The organism is Paenarthrobacter sp. AB444, assembly GCF_028736865.1.
GTDB classification, from domain to species: Bacteria; Actinomycetota; Actinomycetes; order Actinomycetales; family Micrococcaceae; genus Arthrobacter; species Arthrobacter nicotinovorans_B.
This window is the reverse complement of the sequence record NZ_JAQZBY010000001.1, coordinates 17970-34504: the sequence shown is the minus strand read 5'-3', so window position 1 is coordinate 34504 and position 16535 is coordinate 17970. Positions and strand designations below refer to the sequence as shown.

The 16535-nt window shown below is 60.2% G+C and carries 19 protein-coding genes and 1 pseudogene; 12 read left to right on the top strand and 8 right to left on the bottom strand.

All coding sequences use genetic code 11. The features are described from left to right. Positions 1-6: 6 nt before the first annotated feature. From PQ627_RS00175 to PQ627_RS00160, 4 genes are read left to right on the top strand one after another with little or no spacing between them, the layout of a single operon-like run. Entirely contained in the window at positions 7-1113 is a 1107-nt protein-coding gene (locus tag PQ627_RS00175; RefSeq protein WP_274257686.1) for a tyrosine-type recombinase/integrase, read from the top strand. Continuing rightward, positions 1107-1445, top strand: coding sequence for a helix-turn-helix domain-containing protein (locus PQ627_RS00170; protein ID WP_227453645.1), 339 nt, complete (start codon positions 1107-1109; stop codon positions 1443-1445). The genes PQ627_RS00175 and PQ627_RS00170 overlap by 7 nt, the downstream gene beginning before the upstream one ends. Next, positions 1435-3003: a recombinase XerD gene (locus tag PQ627_RS00165; RefSeq protein ID WP_274257682.1), complete on the top strand. Its 1569-nt coding sequence runs from the start codon at positions 1435-1437 to the stop codon at positions 3001-3003. Before PQ627_RS00170 ends, PQ627_RS00165 begins: the two co-directional genes overlap by 11 nt. Beyond that, the gene (locus tag PQ627_RS00160) at positions 2990-3220 is read left to right on the top strand and encodes a hypothetical protein (RefSeq protein WP_274257680.1); all 231 of its coding nucleotides are present in this window, start codon (positions 2990-2992) and stop codon (positions 3218-3220) included. The genes PQ627_RS00165 and PQ627_RS00160 overlap by 14 nt, the downstream gene beginning before the upstream one ends. Here PQ627_RS00160 and PQ627_RS00155 read toward each other — a convergent pair. Next, positions 3217-3726, bottom strand: a complete 510-nt coding sequence (locus tag PQ627_RS00155) for a YxiG-like protein (RefSeq protein ID WP_274257678.1) — start codon at positions 3724-3726, stop codon at positions 3217-3219. The genes PQ627_RS00160 and PQ627_RS00155 overlap by 4 nt on opposite strands. 151 nt (positions 3727-3877) lie before the next feature. Between PQ627_RS00155 and PQ627_RS00150 the strand changes: the two genes are divergently transcribed. Beyond that, positions 3878-4360 (top strand): hypothetical protein, encoded by a 483-nt coding sequence (locus PQ627_RS00150; RefSeq protein WP_274257676.1) that lies wholly within the window; start codon positions 3878-3880, stop codon positions 4358-4360. 16 nt (positions 4361-4376) lie between these two features. Here PQ627_RS00150 and PQ627_RS00145 read toward each other — a convergent pair whose 3' ends face one another. From PQ627_RS00145 to PQ627_RS00140, 3 genes and pseudogenes are all read right to left on the bottom strand, one after another. Next, positions 4377-4616 (bottom strand): hypothetical protein, encoded by a 240-nt coding sequence (locus tag PQ627_RS00145; RefSeq protein WP_274257674.1) that lies wholly within the window; start codon positions 4614-4616, stop codon positions 4377-4379. Positions 4617-4742: 126 nt separating this feature from the next. Continuing rightward, positions 4743-4907, bottom strand: a pseudogene (locus tag PQ627_RS19950) (DUF4304 domain-containing protein); the annotation flags it as partial. Between the two features lie 527 nt (positions 4908-5434). Continuing rightward, complete coding sequence (locus PQ627_RS00140; RefSeq protein WP_274257673.1) at positions 5435-6319, bottom strand: hypothetical protein; 885 nt, start codon at positions 6317-6319, stop codon at positions 5435-5437. A gap of 668 nt (positions 6320-6987) precedes the next feature. On the opposite strand from PQ627_RS00140, the gene PQ627_RS00135 reads away from it, so the two are divergent. Beyond that, a complete protein-coding gene (locus PQ627_RS00135) occupies positions 6988-8019 on the top strand; it encodes a serine hydrolase domain-containing protein (RefSeq protein ID WP_274257671.1) in 1032 nt (343 codons plus the stop codon). Between the two features lie 122 nt (positions 8020-8141). Here the strand turns inward: PQ627_RS00135 and PQ627_RS00130 are convergent, their stop codons facing one another. From PQ627_RS00130 to PQ627_RS00120, 3 genes are all read right to left on the bottom strand, one after another. Beyond that, complete coding sequence (locus PQ627_RS00130) at positions 8142-8828, bottom strand: RNA polymerase sigma factor (protein WP_274257670.1); 687 nt, start codon at positions 8826-8828, stop codon at positions 8142-8144. Positions 8829-9053: 225 nt separating this feature from the next. Beyond that, the gene (locus PQ627_RS00125) at positions 9054-9482 is read right to left on the bottom strand and encodes a VOC family protein (protein WP_144658872.1); all 429 of its coding nucleotides are present in this window, start codon (positions 9480-9482) and stop codon (positions 9054-9056) included. An 85-nt stretch (positions 9483-9567) separates the two neighbouring features. Continuing rightward, complete coding sequence (locus PQ627_RS00120) at positions 9568-10023, bottom strand: VOC family protein (protein WP_144658873.1); 456 nt, start codon at positions 10021-10023, stop codon at positions 9568-9570. A gap of 177 nt (positions 10024-10200) precedes the next feature. On the opposite strand from PQ627_RS00120, the gene PQ627_RS00115 reads away from it, so the two are divergent. Both PQ627_RS00115 and PQ627_RS00110 read left to right on the top strand, forming a co-directional pair. Beyond that, positions 10201-10590: a DUF3054 domain-containing protein gene (locus PQ627_RS00115; RefSeq protein WP_274257667.1), complete on the top strand. Its 390-nt coding sequence runs from the start codon at positions 10201-10203 to the stop codon at positions 10588-10590. Between the two features lie 73 nt (positions 10591-10663). After that, a complete protein-coding gene (locus tag PQ627_RS00110; RefSeq protein WP_144658875.1) occupies positions 10664-10942 on the top strand; it encodes an Lrp/AsnC family transcriptional regulator in 279 nt (92 codons plus the stop codon). Positions 10943-10977: 35 nt separating this feature from the next. Here the strand turns inward: PQ627_RS00110 and trpD are convergent, their stop codons facing one another. Next, entirely contained in the window at positions 10978-12036 is a 1059-nt protein-coding gene (trpD, locus tag PQ627_RS00105; protein WP_274257665.1) for an anthranilate phosphoribosyltransferase, read from the bottom strand. Between the two features lie 148 nt (positions 12037-12184). Here trpD and ctaE point away from each other — a divergent pair, with 148 nt between their 5' ends. The 4 genes from ctaE to qcrB all read left to right on the top strand — a co-directional run bounded on the left by ctaE (position 12185) and on the right by qcrB (position 16517). After that, positions 12185-12823, top strand: coding sequence for an aa3-type cytochrome oxidase subunit III (ctaE, locus tag PQ627_RS00100; RefSeq protein WP_144658877.1), 639 nt, complete (start codon positions 12185-12187; stop codon positions 12821-12823). 87 nt (positions 12824-12910) lie between these two features. Then, positions 12911-13699, top strand: coding sequence for a cytochrome bc1 complex diheme cytochrome c subunit (gene qcrC / locus PQ627_RS00095; protein WP_274257662.1), 789 nt, complete (start codon positions 12911-12913; stop codon positions 13697-13699). 96 nt (positions 13700-13795) lie between these two features. After that, positions 13796-14866: a cytochrome bc1 complex Rieske iron-sulfur subunit gene (gene qcrA, locus PQ627_RS00090; protein ID WP_144658879.1), complete on the top strand. Its 1071-nt coding sequence runs from the start codon at positions 13796-13798 to the stop codon at positions 14864-14866. After that, complete coding sequence (gene qcrB / locus PQ627_RS00085) at positions 14844-16517, top strand: cytochrome bc1 complex cytochrome b subunit (protein ID WP_144658880.1); 1674 nt, start codon at positions 14844-14846, stop codon at positions 16515-16517. Before qcrA ends, qcrB begins: the two co-directional genes overlap by 23 nt. Positions 16518-16535 lie beyond the last annotated feature (18 nt).

Below are 16535 nucleotides of genomic sequence, written 5' to 3'. Positions count from 1 at the left end.
CGAATAATGGCGGTCGATGGTTCCGGGCGTGTGCTGCAGCTGAGTGCTGTTCGCCTGTTGCATCCCGAGGAGCAGACGCTCGAGGACATGTTCACCGGGTGGCGCAACCAGCAGCTCTCCAGGAACCTGCAGTTCGACACGATCGATAAGGGCATCGCTTGTGTCAAGAGGTTCGTGAACCATGTGAACGAGTTTCCGTGGAACTGGGGGCCGGAGCATGTCGAGGAGTATTTCGGTGACCTGCGCTCGATCTACCAGTTGAAGCAGTCGACCATCCGCGGCTACCAGTCCTCCCTTCGCCGGTTCTGCTCCTACGTGTCAAACCCCGACTACGGCTGGGACCGGGTCTGCGAGGAACGTTTCGGAACCCACCCGTCCCAGGTTTTCTTCGACTGGAATACCGCTTCCCACACCCAGGAGTACGAAGGCCGGCCCTCGAAGAGGCCGTTCACCAGGGCTGAGCTGCAGCGGCTGTTTGACCACGCAGATGACCAGGTTGAACTCATCGCCGCCTCCGGCAAGAAGGGCTGGCAAGCAGCCTACCGGGACTCCGTGATGCTGAAAGTCACGTACTCCTACGGACTCCGGTTCAACGAGCTGCGGCACCTGCAAACGGTCGATTTCGCGACCAACCCGCAAGCACGAAGGTTTGGGAAAACAGGAATCTGCAAAGTCCGTTTCGGTAAGTCCCTCAAGGGCTCCACCTTCAAATCCCGCAGCGTCCTGACAGTGTTCGACTGGACCTCCGGCGTCATCGACGACTGGCTCGCCAACGGCCGCGGGACCCTCGACACCCTCGATATGTTTCCCAGTGAGCGGGGCGGGGTGATCTGCGAATCGACCCTGCTGCGCCGGCTGCGGCGCTACCTGAAAGAACTGGGGATGCCGATGGACGGGCTGGACCTTCACTCGCTCAGACGCTCCTATGCGACGCACCTGCTCGAGGATGGGTGGGATTCTAGATTTGTGCAATATCAAATGGGCCACGAACACGCCTCCACCACCGGCATCTACCAGTTCGTCAGCGACGACTTCCGCAACACCGCCCTTCGGGCAGCCCTGGACGGCACCATGAACGACGTCCTCGGCATGCAGATGCGAGGCCAATGGTGAAACGGGAAGTGCAGTACAGATGGCGGCTCGCCGAGCTCATGGCAGCACGGGGACTGCACAACACCACCGACCTCATCCCCCTGCTCGCCGAACGCGGCATCACCTTGTCACGCCCCCAGGTCTATCGGCTGGTCAACCAGAAACCCGAACGCGTCGCCTTACAGGTCATCGCAGCGATCTGCGACATCTTCTCCTGCGGACCCGAGGACCTCATCACCGTCACAGCTGCAGACATCCGCGCCCGCAAAACCGGCACCAACTCCCCCAACGTCGTTGACCTGAACCGCACCGTCCGCCCGCGCCGGGCCCGCATCATCGACGATGACAACTGACCAACACACCGGCCTGACTGCCCGCAACACCACCCGCGGCAGGCCACGCACCACCGGCACCGCCACCTGCGCCCGCTGCAGCCGCAGCGCCGGCCGAACACGCGCCACCTGGCCCGAAGGGAAAATCTGCGGCCCCTGCTTCACCACTGCAACCCGAACCCACGGGACCTGCCCCGACTGCGGACAACACCGGCTCCTCCCGGGCCCACCCGAAACCAGCGGCGGACCACGATGCGCACCCTGCGCCGGAATCACCCACGACTTCCACTGCACCCGCTGCAACCACGAAGGCGAGTTCTACCGAACGGGCACCTGCGCCCGCTGCGCCCTCCGCGACGACCTCACCCAGCTACCCCCCACAAACCCAGCTGATCCCGCAACAGCGGCCCGGCTTATCGACATTCTCTGCCAAGCCGAGCGCCCCGAGAGCATCATCACCTGGAAACGCTCCGCCACAGTCCAAGCCCTCCTGAGATCCCTCACCAACGGGACAACACCCCTGACCCACGAAGGCCTCGATACCTACGCCGAAACGGCCGAACGAGCAACAAACCACCTACGCGCCCTGCTCGTCCACCACGGCCTGCTCCCCTACCAAGACCCATACCTGGCCCGGTTCGAAACCTGGATCAAAGCCAAACTCGACCCCTTGCCCGAGCAGGTGGCTAAACCAGTCGAGCACTTCGCGACCTGGCACCACCTCCGACGCATCCGGACCACCACAACACCGGAGAAGAACGCCCGCGGCCCGGTGCACTCGGCCAAACAAGAGATCACCGAAACCATCAAATTCCTTCTCTGGCTCTGGGAAACGCACCAACGAACAGCAGCGACCTGCACCCAACAAGACATCGAAGCCTGGCTCGCCGCCGGACCCACAACCAGAAAACAAATCCGCACGTTCATCGTCTTCATCAAGAACACCGGCACAAACCACCGCGTCGAAATGGGCTACTACACCCCGAAAACACGACCAACAATCACCCAGGACCAGCGCCTGGCCTGGCTGCGGGAACTACTCACAGGCACCAGCGAATCCCTGCCCTACCGAGTCGCCGGCGCCCTTCTGCTTCTCTATGCCCAACCCCTCGTGAAAGTCGCCAGACTCCGGACCGACGCCATAGAGACCAACGAAACCACCGGCAACATGAGAATCACACTAGGCCTCCACCCAGTGCCCGTCCCCAGCCCCGTAGCAGACTTGATCCGCCAGCACCTGGCAAGCCGGCCCAACCTCAGAACCGGATCAAACACCCAAAGCCCATGGCTTTTCCCAGGCACCAGAGCAGGACAACACCTTCACCCGAACACCATCATGGACAGGCTCCGGAGCCTCGGCATCGACCTGCGTGGCGCCCGAAACACCGCCCTCGATGAGCTCCTCACGATCACACCGCCACCGCTGGTCGCCGACGCTCTGGGCTACAGCCACCAAGTTGCATTCATCCACGCCGACAACGCCGGCGACGCATGGACCCGCTACGTCAGCCGGCGGACAAACCACACTCCGGAAAAGCTGAAAGACACCAAACGAAAGGACCGGAATGGGAAAGCGTAAACCCGCCGCTTGGGGCATAGTCGTGCGCCTGGACACAGGACAAACGTTCTATTACTACCTGCACCCCAACCGGCCCGGCGACGAATGGACCCCCAGAGAAAACCAGGCACTACGGTTCAATTCCGAAGAAGCAGCCCAGTCCCGGTGCCGCACCTTCGTGACAAACAGGAAAGCAAAGGAATACTACGTCGTGCCGCTGCCCCTGCTGAGGACCTAACCGCCGCCCACTGGTTCGGATCCCTCCCGCGGAATAACGAAAGGCGCAAAACCAGCTCCGAGCTTCGTCACCACAAGGTCAGAGAAGACGAGCTCAAGACGGTGGCCGTTGGTCTCGAACAGAGCCTCGTAGAAGGGAATGCCAAGGCGGCCAGCCCATTCATCGGCTTCGGTTGAGTCCTCTGCAAGGGAAATGCCCGGATAGAGATCGTGGTAGTTGACGCCCCAAACATACCCATCCACACCAGACTCGATGGCGGTGTCGTAGTCAAGCAATCGTTCGTCCAGCGACCGCGCCCAAACTTCCGGCGAGATAGCTGTCTCCACGGTGGCACGAACACAATGCGTGAATCGATAGCGAAGGAACTCTGGCTTGATCCCCGTTCGTGGATCAGCGGTCACGTGAATGAACACATCGTAGTCCCGCATGTACTCGGCGAAACCATGGAAGACAATCGAGTGATCGAATGCGTCTTCAAACGCTGCTAATAATTCGCGCCTATTCACTCACACATTCTGATGCACGCGGAGCACCACGCCGAGTGCGGCCCGCGCGATTGGCGGAAGAAATCGATCCGTCCCTTCCCACTACACTGATGCGCCGACTCAGTGCCCTCAACCGAGGCAACGCCTGCCATTGGTCTGCGAAACTCATGTCATGAGCACTCTGAAGGAACTCCAGGAACTGGCAATCCGGGCAGCCGGTGATGAGACCGTCGGAGCAAATGTTCTCATTGACACGGCATTACAGGCTCTCCTTGATGGTGTGGAGTCTCCATCACTTCCGCTCCTCGCTGGCCTGTCTAGGCGGGAAGAAGCCGAGGCTCAAGAACTGTTCCGGGCAGTCTCCGAGGAATTGGGTATCGCTCCACCCCTCCCGGCGGAAACACCAGATGAGCGCTGGCGGCTGGTCCGCTGGCTCTGTGAAGCGATCGCAAACGAAAAAGCAGCCCCTGACAATGCCGGGTTCTTGATATGGAGTCAGGGATGGAAACAATTGGGCCAGCCCGAGAGACTTCGGCCACTCATTGGCTGGCTAAGCGAGTGGGATGATCCGCCCAGAGGCGTCGAAAGGCATCAGCTGAGTACTCTGATACGCGAAGAAGCGCGCCGCCTTTCCGAAGGATCTTGGCCCAGCTAGTTGCTCAGAGGGATTCCTAATGCTCGGGGAGCTTGTATCCTCGGCGGCTGAGCTCTTCCCGCACAGGAACGAAAGCAAACTGCGGCTTGGCGGAAAGCAGCGGAACCAGATCGACCACAGACGGGGTACTGTCCATAAAGTCTGCGACCGGGTTGATGACAACGTCAGTGAGCTGTTTGAGGAACGCATCCTCGGGGATGCGACCACCCATTTCGGCGTCGAGCAGGATGGTTCCCGGAAGGTCTCGTGCAACCAAGCCATCAGGTCGAGCAAAATCAATCGGCGGGATTACGTCAGTTGCTTCGGCTCGAAGGCTCAGAAGGCAGAAGTTTTCTGAACGGAACTCCCCACTAGGGACCGATGGGTCCCAACCAAGGTTCAGATAGTAGTCTCCGCTCCCCCACCGGGACTTTTGAAGGTTAACCACCTGATACTCACCGGCCGATGTCGTTCGGAACCAGTTCCGGCCCCGTTTCCGGAACCCGCGCAACTTGAAAGCGCCAGCGAATGCCGACTCGACCAATTTCGTTCTATCCACACTGGCCATTCTGTCGCACGCATCAGCCTGAAACAGACGAATACGCCCATACCCAATCCGCAGGGACGCCACTAAACCAATGATTATTGCATCTCATGCACGATCACCTCTACTCCGCCCCTTGCGACACAGAGCCGCACCCTTAAACCCTAAATACGCTGTGACATGGGGAAACTCGGACCCGTTGGTCGGCCGGAGCACCCTCTCATGGGATCACTTGACCAGCTGCCTTGGGCGTTTCGCAGCATAGCTTGAACCTGCATGTGTTCCCTCATTGATGTGCAGGCCTTAGCTTCCGCGATCCTCTCGAAGTACCGACCGGTGGCGGAAACAATCGGGCAAACAGGATCAACATGAACCCGCAATATCACTGCTATCTGGGTTGATTATGGGTAGATCACTGTGGTTAGTGGGGCCCGACGCATGTGCTTTAGGCATACCGCGGCTTGTTGCACACCAGGTGGGGACCACGGCTTCAGGACGTAAGGAGTAGCAACGGGGCCTGATTGCAATCCGGAGAGGGCGAGTTTCGAGTGTTATGCGCAGCGGGGAATCCGGGCGGCAATCTCCTCCGCGGACGGAGTCCAGAAACCGACCGATGTTTGTCCTATCTTGTTTCGATTCGTCTGAACGAGTTTGATGAAATCCTCGAGCGCTCCCCTGGCTTTAGTTACGTCTTTCTGGTCCAGAACACCGTCGAGGAGCGTGTTGGCCCTCTGCAAAGGCTCGAGAAGCTTCGCTTTAAGGGCTGGCGTCAACTGCGTGGCGCCGTTGACTTCATCAGACAGGGCGCTGAGGTAACTCGGAAGATCGGCTTGGTCCAAGACATAAGGAGCGTCACCAGCATTTAGACGGAAGCGTTGGCCTCCCAAATTCCTCAGCTCAATCGTCGTCTGCTGAAAGGCTGCAGCTGTTGAGAATTGTTGGACCGGCAACGAGACGGAGTCGAACATAGTCCCGTCGGAGTCTAGGAGCAGGAATCTCATGAACCTGAAATTGAGGCCCATCAGAGTTGTTCCCGTGGTCGCTGGGACATCCCCCCGCACGTCGTATGCGTCTTCGGTGCCGCCGCCGGAGTTGTTGAATACGGTGATACCGGTTCCGTCGCCGCGTACCGCAACGCACTCTTGACCGAGCTCGAGTACAAATTCCTTAAATGGCCCGTAACTCTCGTAGGTTCCATCTCCGGAGGAGCCGAAAGGCCCAGTCCCGGGTAGGAGAGATGGGGCGAATTGGTATGTCACCCTCAGAGGTGTGGCTGTATCACCCCCAAGCTGCGACGCGTCGACCGTTGTTTTAAATTGGAAAGTGACGACGGCGTCACTTGGAGTGTCTGCGTAGGCCATCTGGCCCATACCCGAGCAGGCGAGAACTAACACGGTGGAAACAGTCAGGCCGAGAATGCGACCTTTGAGAAGCATGAGGATCTCCAGAACTGAACGCGCGGATCGAGCTGCACACACAAACTATTTGCGGAGACCTGTGCATAGATTTCGGGACGACGCCCTTACTGCGGCAGTGCCGCTCGCACTACTAGATACATGACGGTAACCAAAGAATAAGAGGGTTCAATTGCCACAGCAAGGGGCGATGGGAAGGGTGCCAGGAGCACAAACTCTCCCCCGGTCCCGCAGCTGCCAACGATGGACTCAGCAGCCGGCTCTAAAGAACGCTCTGGGCAGCACGTGGATTGGCCTCCGCCCAAAGACCACTGGCCCGGCCTTGGTGCCATCGACCCAAGGAACCAGCAGTGAGTAAGACGTCAGTTTAGCCACGCTGGGAAAAGGTGGCTTGCGGGGGCGCCGTAGCGGGAGGAACATCAAAGTATAGCTTCTAGCGGATGCGCGTGCCTGTAGCGGCTCCGAGCCGTATCGCCGAGGAACTATTCCTTCCGTTCGTTGAAACGCGTAGGAGGAAAAGTTCTTCACGTTCGACCGTCGTTACGTTGGATTTGCCGATGTACTCCCGGCTTAACTTTCATCGAGTCATTGCTTTGGCCGTGGCAGTGGTTTTGACAGGTTGCACTGCCGCGGGACCTACACCGTCACCGCCGCCCAGTACCAGTGCGTTTGATTCCCTGGATTACGCCATGCGGGCCTTCATGAACGAGGATGCCGTTGCCGTTGTCGCAGAGGTCCAGTGGCCCGGAGGCACGTGGTCGAAGGCCTATGGTGTGCGCGACCTGGACACCAAAGACCCAGCCCAGCCCAGTGACCGCGTCCCCATCGCCAGTGTCACCAAGACCATGACAGCAGCATCGGTTCTGAAGCTCGTCGACGAGGGCCTGATCGGCCTCGATGACCAGGTCAATGCTCTTCTGGACAGCCTAGGCACCGGCCTGACACCGCCGGCACCCATCACCGTCCGGCAGCTCCTGTCACACACTTCGGGCTTGCCCAACTACGGCGACGCACTGTTCAGCAACCTCGACGGGCTGATCGCAGCAAGCAATCAGCGCATCACCCCACTGCAGGGGCTGAAGCTCGCCAGTACCCTGCCATGGGAAGCGAGAACCATTGGATCATTCAACTATTCGGACTCGAACTATCTGGCCTTGGGCCTCATCCTGGAAAAGTTCCGGGGAAAGCCGTACCCACAAATCCTTCGCGACGACATCATCGCACCCCTGGGACTCACCCACACCACCATCAGCGACGAAAGCCTGGAACCCGCCGACCTGATCAAGGGCTATGTCACCATCAGAGGCCAACGCTTCACCGGCAGCCCCCTCCCGGAACAATTCGGCTCCCCCTCGCACGGCGTCATCTCCACCGTGTCCGACGTCAATGACTTCCTCGCGGCGCTCTTCAACGGCCGGCTCATCTCAGCGACGTCCCTGGCCGAGATGCAGAAGACCGTCATCGAGCCCTACGCACTGGGCATTTTCAGATGGACCGAGGACTGCACCGGGAAGCCCCGGTTCTGGGCCAGGGGCGGATTTCTTGACTTCAGGACCATCGCACTCAGTTCCTCTGACGGCCGTTACCAAGCCACCATGACGCTTGTACCTGCGCCGCTGCCCACCCCACTGGAAGACCCCGGCATGCTCACTCAACGCGACCTGATGAGCGACCAGATTCGGTCCGCGCTCCTGGAAACCACGGACAGACTCTGCCAGTAGCGCCCACACAAACGGCCAGATCCAGAACCACTTCGGGTCAGCGGCACATCTGGTCGAGGGCCTTTTGGGCAACCAATACCATTTGGGATTGGTACTTGTCGGTGCGTCGCTCGGTGACCGGGTCAGGGTTCTGTGCCGACATGGTAGGCAAAGCCATCCCCATGGGCCCCACTGACTTTCTGGTAAGCGCTCCGCAACCCTTGGCGCGCCCGAAAGGACAAGGCTGAGACAGCATTCGGGGTGATCCCCATCAGCTCGGCAATTTGGGCCGGCTTCATGGCTTCCACCTCACTGAACCAGAGCACTGATTGCCAGCGATGCGGCAGGGAACGCAATGCGTGGATCAGCGCTGCAGTCTCATCGGGATCCAGCACTGACTGGTCATCCCCAATGTCCTCCGGCAACGGAAACTTCACCGGGAAGGCACGCCGCGCCTGGACGTTTCGACGATGTGCCATCCGCCGGACGGTACTCAACAGGTAGCCCCTGAACGATTGCTTCGGACCGCCGCCTTCCGTCAGTGCCTGAAAGACGGCCGCAAAAGCTTCACCCACGACATCCTCGGCATCTGACGGATTGTCCGCTTCCCTCATGGCGACGTAGAGCGCGATTCCGCCATACCTGTCGAAGAGTTCTCCGAACGCGGCAACTTTGCTGGCCCGGACCTGGGCCATCAGGGCATCGTCGTCGCTCTCCCCAACCGAACCGTACCGCCCCCTCCCCCGTCGCGCGCCGACGGATTCAGGCGAGGGCAGGCGCTGCAGCTGCTCGTCATTGACTGCGGGATGTGGCAAGGCAGCAGTGGGCATGGTTCCTCTTCGGGCGCATTGATCAAGGGGTCCTTGAATCTAGGGCGCCAGAAACCAAGCTGACGGAAAATGCAGCTTTTTGCCGGGATTCGAGCGGTGGGCGCAGGATTTTGCGATGAGCGGCCACCAAGAGCTGCTAGCGGCGCACAAGGGCCCCGCTGGAACTTTCCAGCGGGGCCCTTGTGCGAAGCGTCAGTTTGCCTGCGCTCAGTTGTGCTGCCGGGCTCAGCTTTGCTGCTGGGCTCCGGCGATATTCACCAGCCACGCTATGCCGAACTTGTCCACGCACATGCCAAAGACGTCACCCCACGGCGCGCTTTCGAGCGGCATGGTGACCGTTCCGCCGTCGACAAGTTTGTCCCAGTAGCCGCGAAGTTCAGCCTCGTCCGAAGACTCACCGCTCAGCGATACGGAAATGTTGTTTCCCGGGTTGTACTCCATGCCGTTGGGCGTATCTGCGGCCATGATCGTCAGCCCGCTGGGCGAGACAAGCATGGCGTGCATGACCTTATCGGCTTCGGCCGGATCCTGGCTGGCCTGGTAATCGCCGAAGGTGCTGATATTCAACTCGCCGCCGAACACTGATTCATAGAAAGTGATCGCGTCACGGGCGTTGTCCCTGAAGGAGATGTAGGGATTCAGGCGGGAAGTCATGTGGTCAGTTCTCCTTATGGTTGTTGGGTGTAATTACACGTCATCGTGCCTCGCGGGCGCCGGGCGTCAGCCCTCCCCCACAGTTTCAGTCGCCGTCGTAAGCCTTTTGCAGGACGGCAAGGTCGAGTTTGCGCATTTTCAACATGGCCTCCATGGCACGTTGTGAACCTGCCGGATCCGGACCGTTCAGGAGTCCGGTCATGGCAGTGGGAACGATTTGCCAGGAAAGACCAAACTTATCTTTGAGCCACCCGCACTGGCTCTCCTCTCCCCCGGCAAGCAAGGCCTCCCAGTATCGGTCCACCTCCTCTTGGGATTCACAGTTCACCACCAAGGAAACTGCCTCATTGAACGTGAAATGTGGGCCTCCATTGAGACCCATGAACTGCCGGCCCTCTATTTCAAACTCGACCGTCAGGGCGGTGCCGTCCGGACCGGGCACTCCAGGGCTTATCGAAGAGTTGTCGAATATCGATGTGTAAAACTGTGCCGCTTCAGCCGCTTGGCCGTCGAACCACAAACAAGTAGAGATCTTCTGCATGCGCCACTCCTCGAAGAACGACGGGAACCGCGTGTCCCCCATCAGAGGCTAGTACCGTGAGTTCACTCACACAACGGGCCGGCATCGATTCTTCCTGGCGGTGGTGGAACACGAACCGGGCTGGCGGAACGGGGATCGACTTCGCGCCTGCGCGGGGTCCCCGATAGGGTCAAAGGCATGTCTTCGTCCACTAAGTCCTGGCTGGCAGCCGCCGCCGGGGATCTTGTCCTGATTCTTGTCTTCGCCGCGATCGGCCGGGACGCCCACGCCCGCGGAGACATCATCTCCGGCGCATTCATCACCGCCTGGCCATTTTTGGTTGGTGCACTGGTTGGCTGGCTCGTCCTCAGGGTGTGGCGAACGCCCTTCTCCGTCTGGCCGTCGGGTGTGGCAGTGTGGCTGGGCGCTGTGGGCGTTGGGATGTTGCTCAGGGCCGCAACGGGACAGACTGTTGTCCTGCCCTTCATCATTGTTGCATTGATCAGCCTGGGCGTCTTCCTGCTCGGATTCCGTGCCTTGTTCACCCTGATCCGTCGAGCCGCGGGCAAGCGGCAACACCGGGCGTGATCCGGACCGGGAACCAGAGGATGCACTAGGCTGGGAACCGTCCGCAACGATGCTTTTTTCGGAAAGGCCCCACGTGATCACCGCTTTCGTCCTGATCAAGACCGATGCCTCACGCATCCCGGAAACCGCCGAGCAAATTTCGGCCATCCAAGGCATCAGTGAGGTCTATTCGGTCACCGGCGAATGGGATCTGATCGCGGTCGCCAGGGTTTCCCAGCATGAAGAACTGGCAGACGTCATTGCCGACCGCCTGTCCAAGGTGCCTTCGGTGGTCCACACCACCACGCACATCGCTTTCCGTGCCTACTCGCAGCACGACCTCGATGCCGCCTTTGCACTCGGTTTCGAATAAACCCTGACCCCACCCCGGGCCGCGTTAAGGCCCCATCAGCTCCGGCTGAGGGCCGTCCATTTCGCCAACACTTCGGCGGCCTTGCCGGACTCAATGGACTCAGCTGCCCTGTCGAACGCTGAACGCATGCGCTCCAGCAAGCTGCCATCGGCCTGAAGATCGAAGGCCACCAACCCGGCGGCCGCGTTCAGCAGCACAGCGTCCCTGACGGGACCAACCTTCCCGTCGAGGACTTCACGCACGACGCCGGCATTCACGTTTGCGTCTCCACCACGAAGGTCCGCCACGGTGGATGGCTTAATGCCAAGTTCCGCAGGACTGAAAACCTGCTCCTCTACGGAACCATCCCTGATTTCCCAGACCGTGGACGGCCCAGTGGGCGTCAGTTCGTCCAGTCCGTCGTCACCGCGGAATACGAGGCCACGGCTTCCCCGCCGAGCCAGGACTCCGGCAACCAACGGCGCCATCCGCGCATTGGCCACACCCACAGCCGAAGCCTGCACATGGGCAGGATTGGTCATGGGTCCAAGGAAATTGAAGGCGGTTGGGACGGCAAGTTCGCGTCGGGGAACCGCCGTGTGCCTGAAGGACGGATGGAAAACCTGGGCGAAGCAGAACGTGATGCCCGCCTCTTCGGCATTGCGCGCCACCTGTTCGATGGAGAGGTCCAGCCGAACCCCGAGCGCCTCCAGAACGTCGGCCGAACCCGATGTTGACGAGGCAGCCCTGTTTCCGTGTTTCACAACCTTGGCCCCGGCTCCGGCAGCAACAAGGGCCGCCATCGTCGAGATGTTTACGGTGTTGAGCCGATCCCCACCGGTTCCGACAATGTCGAGCTTTTCGCCCGATATGGAAATCGGGTTGGCGTGCTGGACCATGGCTTCAACCAATCCAGCAAGCTCTTCCACCGTCTCGCCCTTGGCACGGAGGGCTACAAGGAAACCGGCGATCTGCGATGGGGTTGCTTCACCGGACATGATCGTGTTCATGGCCCACTCTGTGTTGCCCACAGCAAGGTCGTCGCCGTTGATCAGTGCTGAGATGAGCCCTGGCCAGGTATTGCTGGCTGCAGGTGCCGATGCCGGAGAAGTCACTCCCTGATGCTATCGAGCCAGCCACGCCGATGACCAATGTGAACCACGCCGGGAACTTTTCCGCGCGATTTCGCGTCTTTGTAGAAAAAGTCTCCCGAATCGGTGGTTTGCATTGGGAACTCTGGACTTTTACAGACATAATGTCCTTGTGACATCTGCGACCCATGCCCCCAGTACCCCGGCGCACCCGACGCTGAACCGCCCTAACCTGGTTTCTGTTGGAACCGTTGTTTGGCTGTCCAGTGAGTTGATGTTCTTCGCCGGCCTCTTTGCCATGTACTTCACCCTGCGCTCCACATCAGGACTGATGTGGGCCGAAGAGACGGCCAAGCTCAACTTCCCGTTTGCGCTCGTCAACACCATCGTCCTGGTGGCAAGTTCCTTTACTTGCCAGATGGGCGTCTTTGCCGCCGAGCGGCTCGAACCCCGCCGCACCGGCGGGCTCTTCCAGTTCACCCGCTGGGGCATGACCGAATGGTTCACCCTCACGTTCATCATGGGTGCCTTCTTCGTAGCCGGCCAGACCACGGAATACGCCATGCTCGTCTCCGAGCACGTCTCCCTGTCCTCCAACGCCTACGGCTCCGCCTTCTACATGACTACGGGCTTCCACGGCCTTCACGTCATCGGCGGTCTGATCGCTTTCCTCTTCATCATCGGCCGTGCGTTTGCGGCGAAGAAGTTCGGACACTTTGAAGCGACGTCGGCAATCGTCACCTCGTACTACTGGCACTTCGTCGACGTCGTTTGGATTGGCCTCTTCCTGGTCATCTACGTCCTCAAGTAAGCCCGGCTTGACTCTTTTTCTACAAGAGGCAGAATTTCAAGAAGCGGCTCACGGAGCCGACGCAGGATCGAATAAAGGAACCACCACGTGAAGGCACTCTCGCAGAAGCGACGTCACCCATTGGCAGCAATTGCGCTGCTGCTGATGGGCCTCCTCCTCACTGGTGGGCTTTACGCCGTCGCCACATCTGTCAACCAGGCCAAGGCCGACACCCCCAGCTACAGCGCCAGTGACGTAGAACAGGGCGGCAAGCTTTTCGCCGCCAACTGCGCCACCTGCCATGGCATGGGGGCCAGCGGAACCCAGGACGGCCCCTCGCTGGTCGGCGTGGGTGCTGCCGCGGTTGACTTCCAGGTTGGTACCGGTCGTATGCCCATGCAGATGAACGGCCCGCAGGCCCAGAAGAAGCCCGTCCAGTTCAATGAAGAGCAGACCAAGCAGCTCTCGGCCTATGTCGCATCCCTGGGTGCAGGTCCGGCCATTCCGGAAGAGCACCTGCTCGACGGCAAGGGTGACGCCGCAAAGGGTGGAGAACTCTTCCGCGTCAACTGCGCCATGTGCCACAACGCCGCTGCAGCCGGCGGTGCACTGACCCGGGGTAAGTTCGCTCCGGCCCTGGCAGATGTCACCTCGCAGCACATCTACGAGGCAATGGCTACCGGCCCGCAGAACATGCCCGTCTTCAACGACTCGAATGTCACCCCCGAAGACAAGCGCGACATCATCACGTTCCTGAAGACCATTGAAGCCAATGGTTCCCCGGGCGGCGCGGACCTCGGATCCCTCGGCCCGGTCTCTGAAGGCCTGTTCGTTTGGGTTGCCGGTTTGGGTGTCATCATCGCCTTCACGATCTGGCTGACGTCACGCACGTCCTGATCGGGACACAACAAAACTTCTGCTGCACAGTCAGCAGTTTGAAACTGAAAACAACTCGGCCCCGGTCGAGACAACGAGAGAAGGATGAGGCGAATTATGGGCAACCATAGTGACGGCAGTCCGAACCACTCGGGCACCGTAGCTACGGCTGGTCAGAATGAGGTGGAGAAGTTCCAGGATCCTGGTCTTCCTCCGCATCGTTTGCGCCTGGCTGACACGGACCCGGTAGCCGCAAAGCGCGCCGAGCGTCAGGTAGCCATTCTGTTTGGCACCTCTGTCATCGGAACGCTGGTCTTCCTGGTGGCGTACTTCGCCATTGACCTTGGCGACGACACCACCATTGCAACGATCCGCACGCAGAACCTCCTTCTGGGTCTCGGTACTGCCTTCGCAATGCTTGGTATCGGCACCGGCATCGTGCACTGGGCCAAGGCCCTGATGCCCGATCACGAAGTGTCCGAGGAACGCCACGCTATCCGTACGGAAGAGGACCGTCAGGCTGCAGTGCGCATCGTCGACGACATCGTCGAGGAGACCGGCATCAAGCGCCGTCCGCTGATCCGCAACACCCTTCTTGGTGCTGTCGCTTTGGCTCCCCTGCCTGCTCTCGCCATCTTCGGCGACCTGGGTCCGCGTCCGGACAGGGCACTTGCGCACACCATGTGGGCTCCTCAGGACGGCAAGCTCAAGCGCCTGACCCGCGATCCCGATGGCACCCCCATCAAGGCATCGGATGTCACCATCGGCTCGGCCTTCCACGTAATTCCCGAAGGCCTCAACGAGCTCCACGAAGGCAAGTTGAACGAAAAGGCCAAGGCCGTTGTTCTCCTGATGCGCCTGGACCCGAACTCGCTGAACCCCTCCGAGGGCCGTGAAAACTGGAGCTACAACGGAATCGTTGCCTACTCCAAGATCTGCACGCACGTCGGTTGCCCTGTTGCTCTCTACGAGCAGCAGACACACCACCTTCTGTGCCCCTGCCACCAGTCCACCTTTGACCTCACGCAGGAATGCAAGGTCATCTTCGGGCCGGCCAGCCGTCCGCTTCCGCAGCTGCCCATCGCAGTTGACGCAGAGGGCTACCTCGTCGCTACCAGCGACTTCAGAGAACCTGTAGGACCGAGTTACTGGGAGCGTGACGAGCATGAGCGCCTCATCAACAGCTGAAGCCCCCTTCGTTCCGAAGACCAAGGTTGGTAGCTTTACCAACTTCGTAGACGAGCGTGTGGGCGGCTCCGGCATCCTGCGTGAGTTCGGCCGGAAGGTCTTCCCCGACCACTGGTCGTTCATGTTCGGTGAGGTGGCGCTGTACTCCTTCGTCATCCTGCTGATGTCGGGAACCTTCCTGACCTTCTTCTTCGACCCGTCCATGGCAGAAACCCACTACCAGGGTTCCTACACGCCGCTGTACAACGTCGAAATGTCTGTTGCCTACAACTCATCGCTGAACATCTCCTTCGATGTCCGCGGTGGCCTGTTCATGCGTCAGGTGCACCACTGGGCAGCACTGCTGTTCGTGGCATCGCTGGGCGTGCACATGCTGCGCGTCTTCTTCACGGGTGCTTTCCGTAAGCCCCGCGAAATGAACTGGGTTGTCGGTGGCGTTCTGCTGATCCTGGCCATGGCTGCCGGCTTCACCGGCTACTCCCTCCCCGATGACCTGCTCTCCGGCAACGGCCTGCGCATCATCGACGGCGTCATCAAGTCCATCCCGGTCATCGGTACCTACATCTCCTTCTTCCTCTTCGGTGGAGAGTTCCCGGGTACGGCCATCATCGGCCGTCTGTACGTACTGCACATCCTGCTTGTACCTGCGCTGATCCTCCTGATGATCGTGATCCACCTGTTCATGGTGGTTGTGCACAAGCACACCCAGTACCCTGGCCCGGGCCGCAACGACGGCAACGTCGTCGGTTACCCCCTCGGTCCGGTTTATGCTGCCAAGGCCGGTGGCTTCTTCTTCATCGTGTTTGGTGTCCTGGCACTCATGGCAGCGGCCTTCACCATCAACCCGATCTGGAACTACGGTCCCTACGACCCCTCCCCTGTTTCCGCAGGCACCCAGCCTGACTGGTACATCGGATTCGTCGACGGCGCACTTCGCCTCATGCCCGGCGTGGTCAACGACTTCCACTTTGAGTGGATTGTCTTCGGACACACGCTCACGCTGAACGTGCTTCTTCCGGCCCTCGTACCGGCAGGAATCATCTTCACCGTTCTGTTCACCTACCCGTGGATCGAACGCTGGGTAACCAAGGACGACCGTGAACACCACGTTCTCGACCGTCCCCGGAACGCCCCCACGCGTACTGCCATCGGCGTTGCAGGTTTCACCTGGTACTGCGTCATGTGGGCCGCTGCAGGTTCGGACCTCATCGCCACCCACTTCCACGTGTCCCTGAACGACGTGACCTACTGGCTGAGGACCTTGTTCTTCATCGGCCCGGTCATCGCGTTCATCGTCACCAAGCGCATTGCCCTGGCGCTCCAGCGCAAGGATCGTGAAATCGCCCTCCACGGCCGCGAAACCGGACGCATTGTGCGCCTCCCGCACGGTGAGTTCATCGAGGTCCACGCTCCGCTGGACGAATACAAGCGGTACAAGCTTGTCGGCTTTGAGTCACCCGCTCCCCTGCCGGCACAGCCAAACGAGCATGGCGTAGTAACCCGCAAGGAAAAGCGCCGCGCAGCACTGTCCCGCTGGTTCTTCGAAGACCGCGTTGCTCCGGCAACTCCCGCGGAACTCGAAGCAGCCCACTCGCACGGCCACCACGAGGCCATTGCAGCTGGCGACGAACAGAAGAGCCTGAGCCACTAGCAGCTCGGAACTCAACCA

Bases quoted from the DNA above. Each gene is read 5' to 3' on its own strand.
- PQ627_RS00175 (WP_274257686.1), top strand. From the start codon at position 7: ATGGCGGTCGATGGTTCCGGGCGTGTGCTGCAGCTGAGTGCTGTTCGC.
- PQ627_RS00170 (WP_227453645.1), top strand. From the start codon at position 1,107: ATGGTGAAACGGGAAGTGCAGTACAGATGGCGGCTCGCCGAGCTCATG.
- PQ627_RS00165 (WP_274257682.1), top strand. From the start codon at position 1,435: ATGACAACTGACCAACACACCGGCCTGACTGCCCGCAACACCACCCGC.
- PQ627_RS00160 (WP_274257680.1), top strand. From the start codon at position 2,990: ATGGGAAAGCGTAAACCCGCCGCTTGGGGCATAGTCGTGCGCCTGGAC.
- PQ627_RS00150 (WP_274257676.1), top strand. From the start codon at position 3,878: ATGAGCACTCTGAAGGAACTCCAGGAACTGGCAATCCGGGCAGCCGGT.
- PQ627_RS00140 (WP_274257673.1), bottom strand. From the start codon at position 6,319: ATGCTTCTCAAAGGTCGCATTCTCGGCCTGACTGTTTCCACCGTGTTA.
- PQ627_RS00135 (WP_274257671.1), top strand. From the start codon at position 6,988: ATGCGGGCCTTCATGAACGAGGATGCCGTTGCCGTTGTCGCAGAGGTC.
- PQ627_RS00130 (WP_274257670.1), bottom strand. From the start codon at position 8,828: ATGCCCACTGCTGCCTTGCCACATCCCGCAGTCAATGACGAGCAGCTG.
- PQ627_RS00125 (WP_144658872.1), bottom strand. From the start codon at position 9,482: ATGACTTCCCGCCTGAATCCCTACATCTCCTTCAGGGACAACGCCCGT.
- PQ627_RS00120 (WP_144658873.1), bottom strand. From the start codon at position 10,023: ATGCAGAAGATCTCTACTTGTTTGTGGTTCGACGGCCAAGCGGCTGAA.
- PQ627_RS00115 (WP_274257667.1), top strand. From the start codon at position 10,201: ATGTCTTCGTCCACTAAGTCCTGGCTGGCAGCCGCCGCCGGGGATCTT.
- qcrA (WP_144658879.1), top strand. From the start codon at position 13,796: ATGGGCAACCATAGTGACGGCAGTCCGAACCACTCGGGCACCGTAGCT.
- qcrB (WP_144658880.1), top strand. From the start codon at position 14,844: ATGAGCGCCTCATCAACAGCTGAAGCCCCCTTCGTTCCGAAGACCAAG.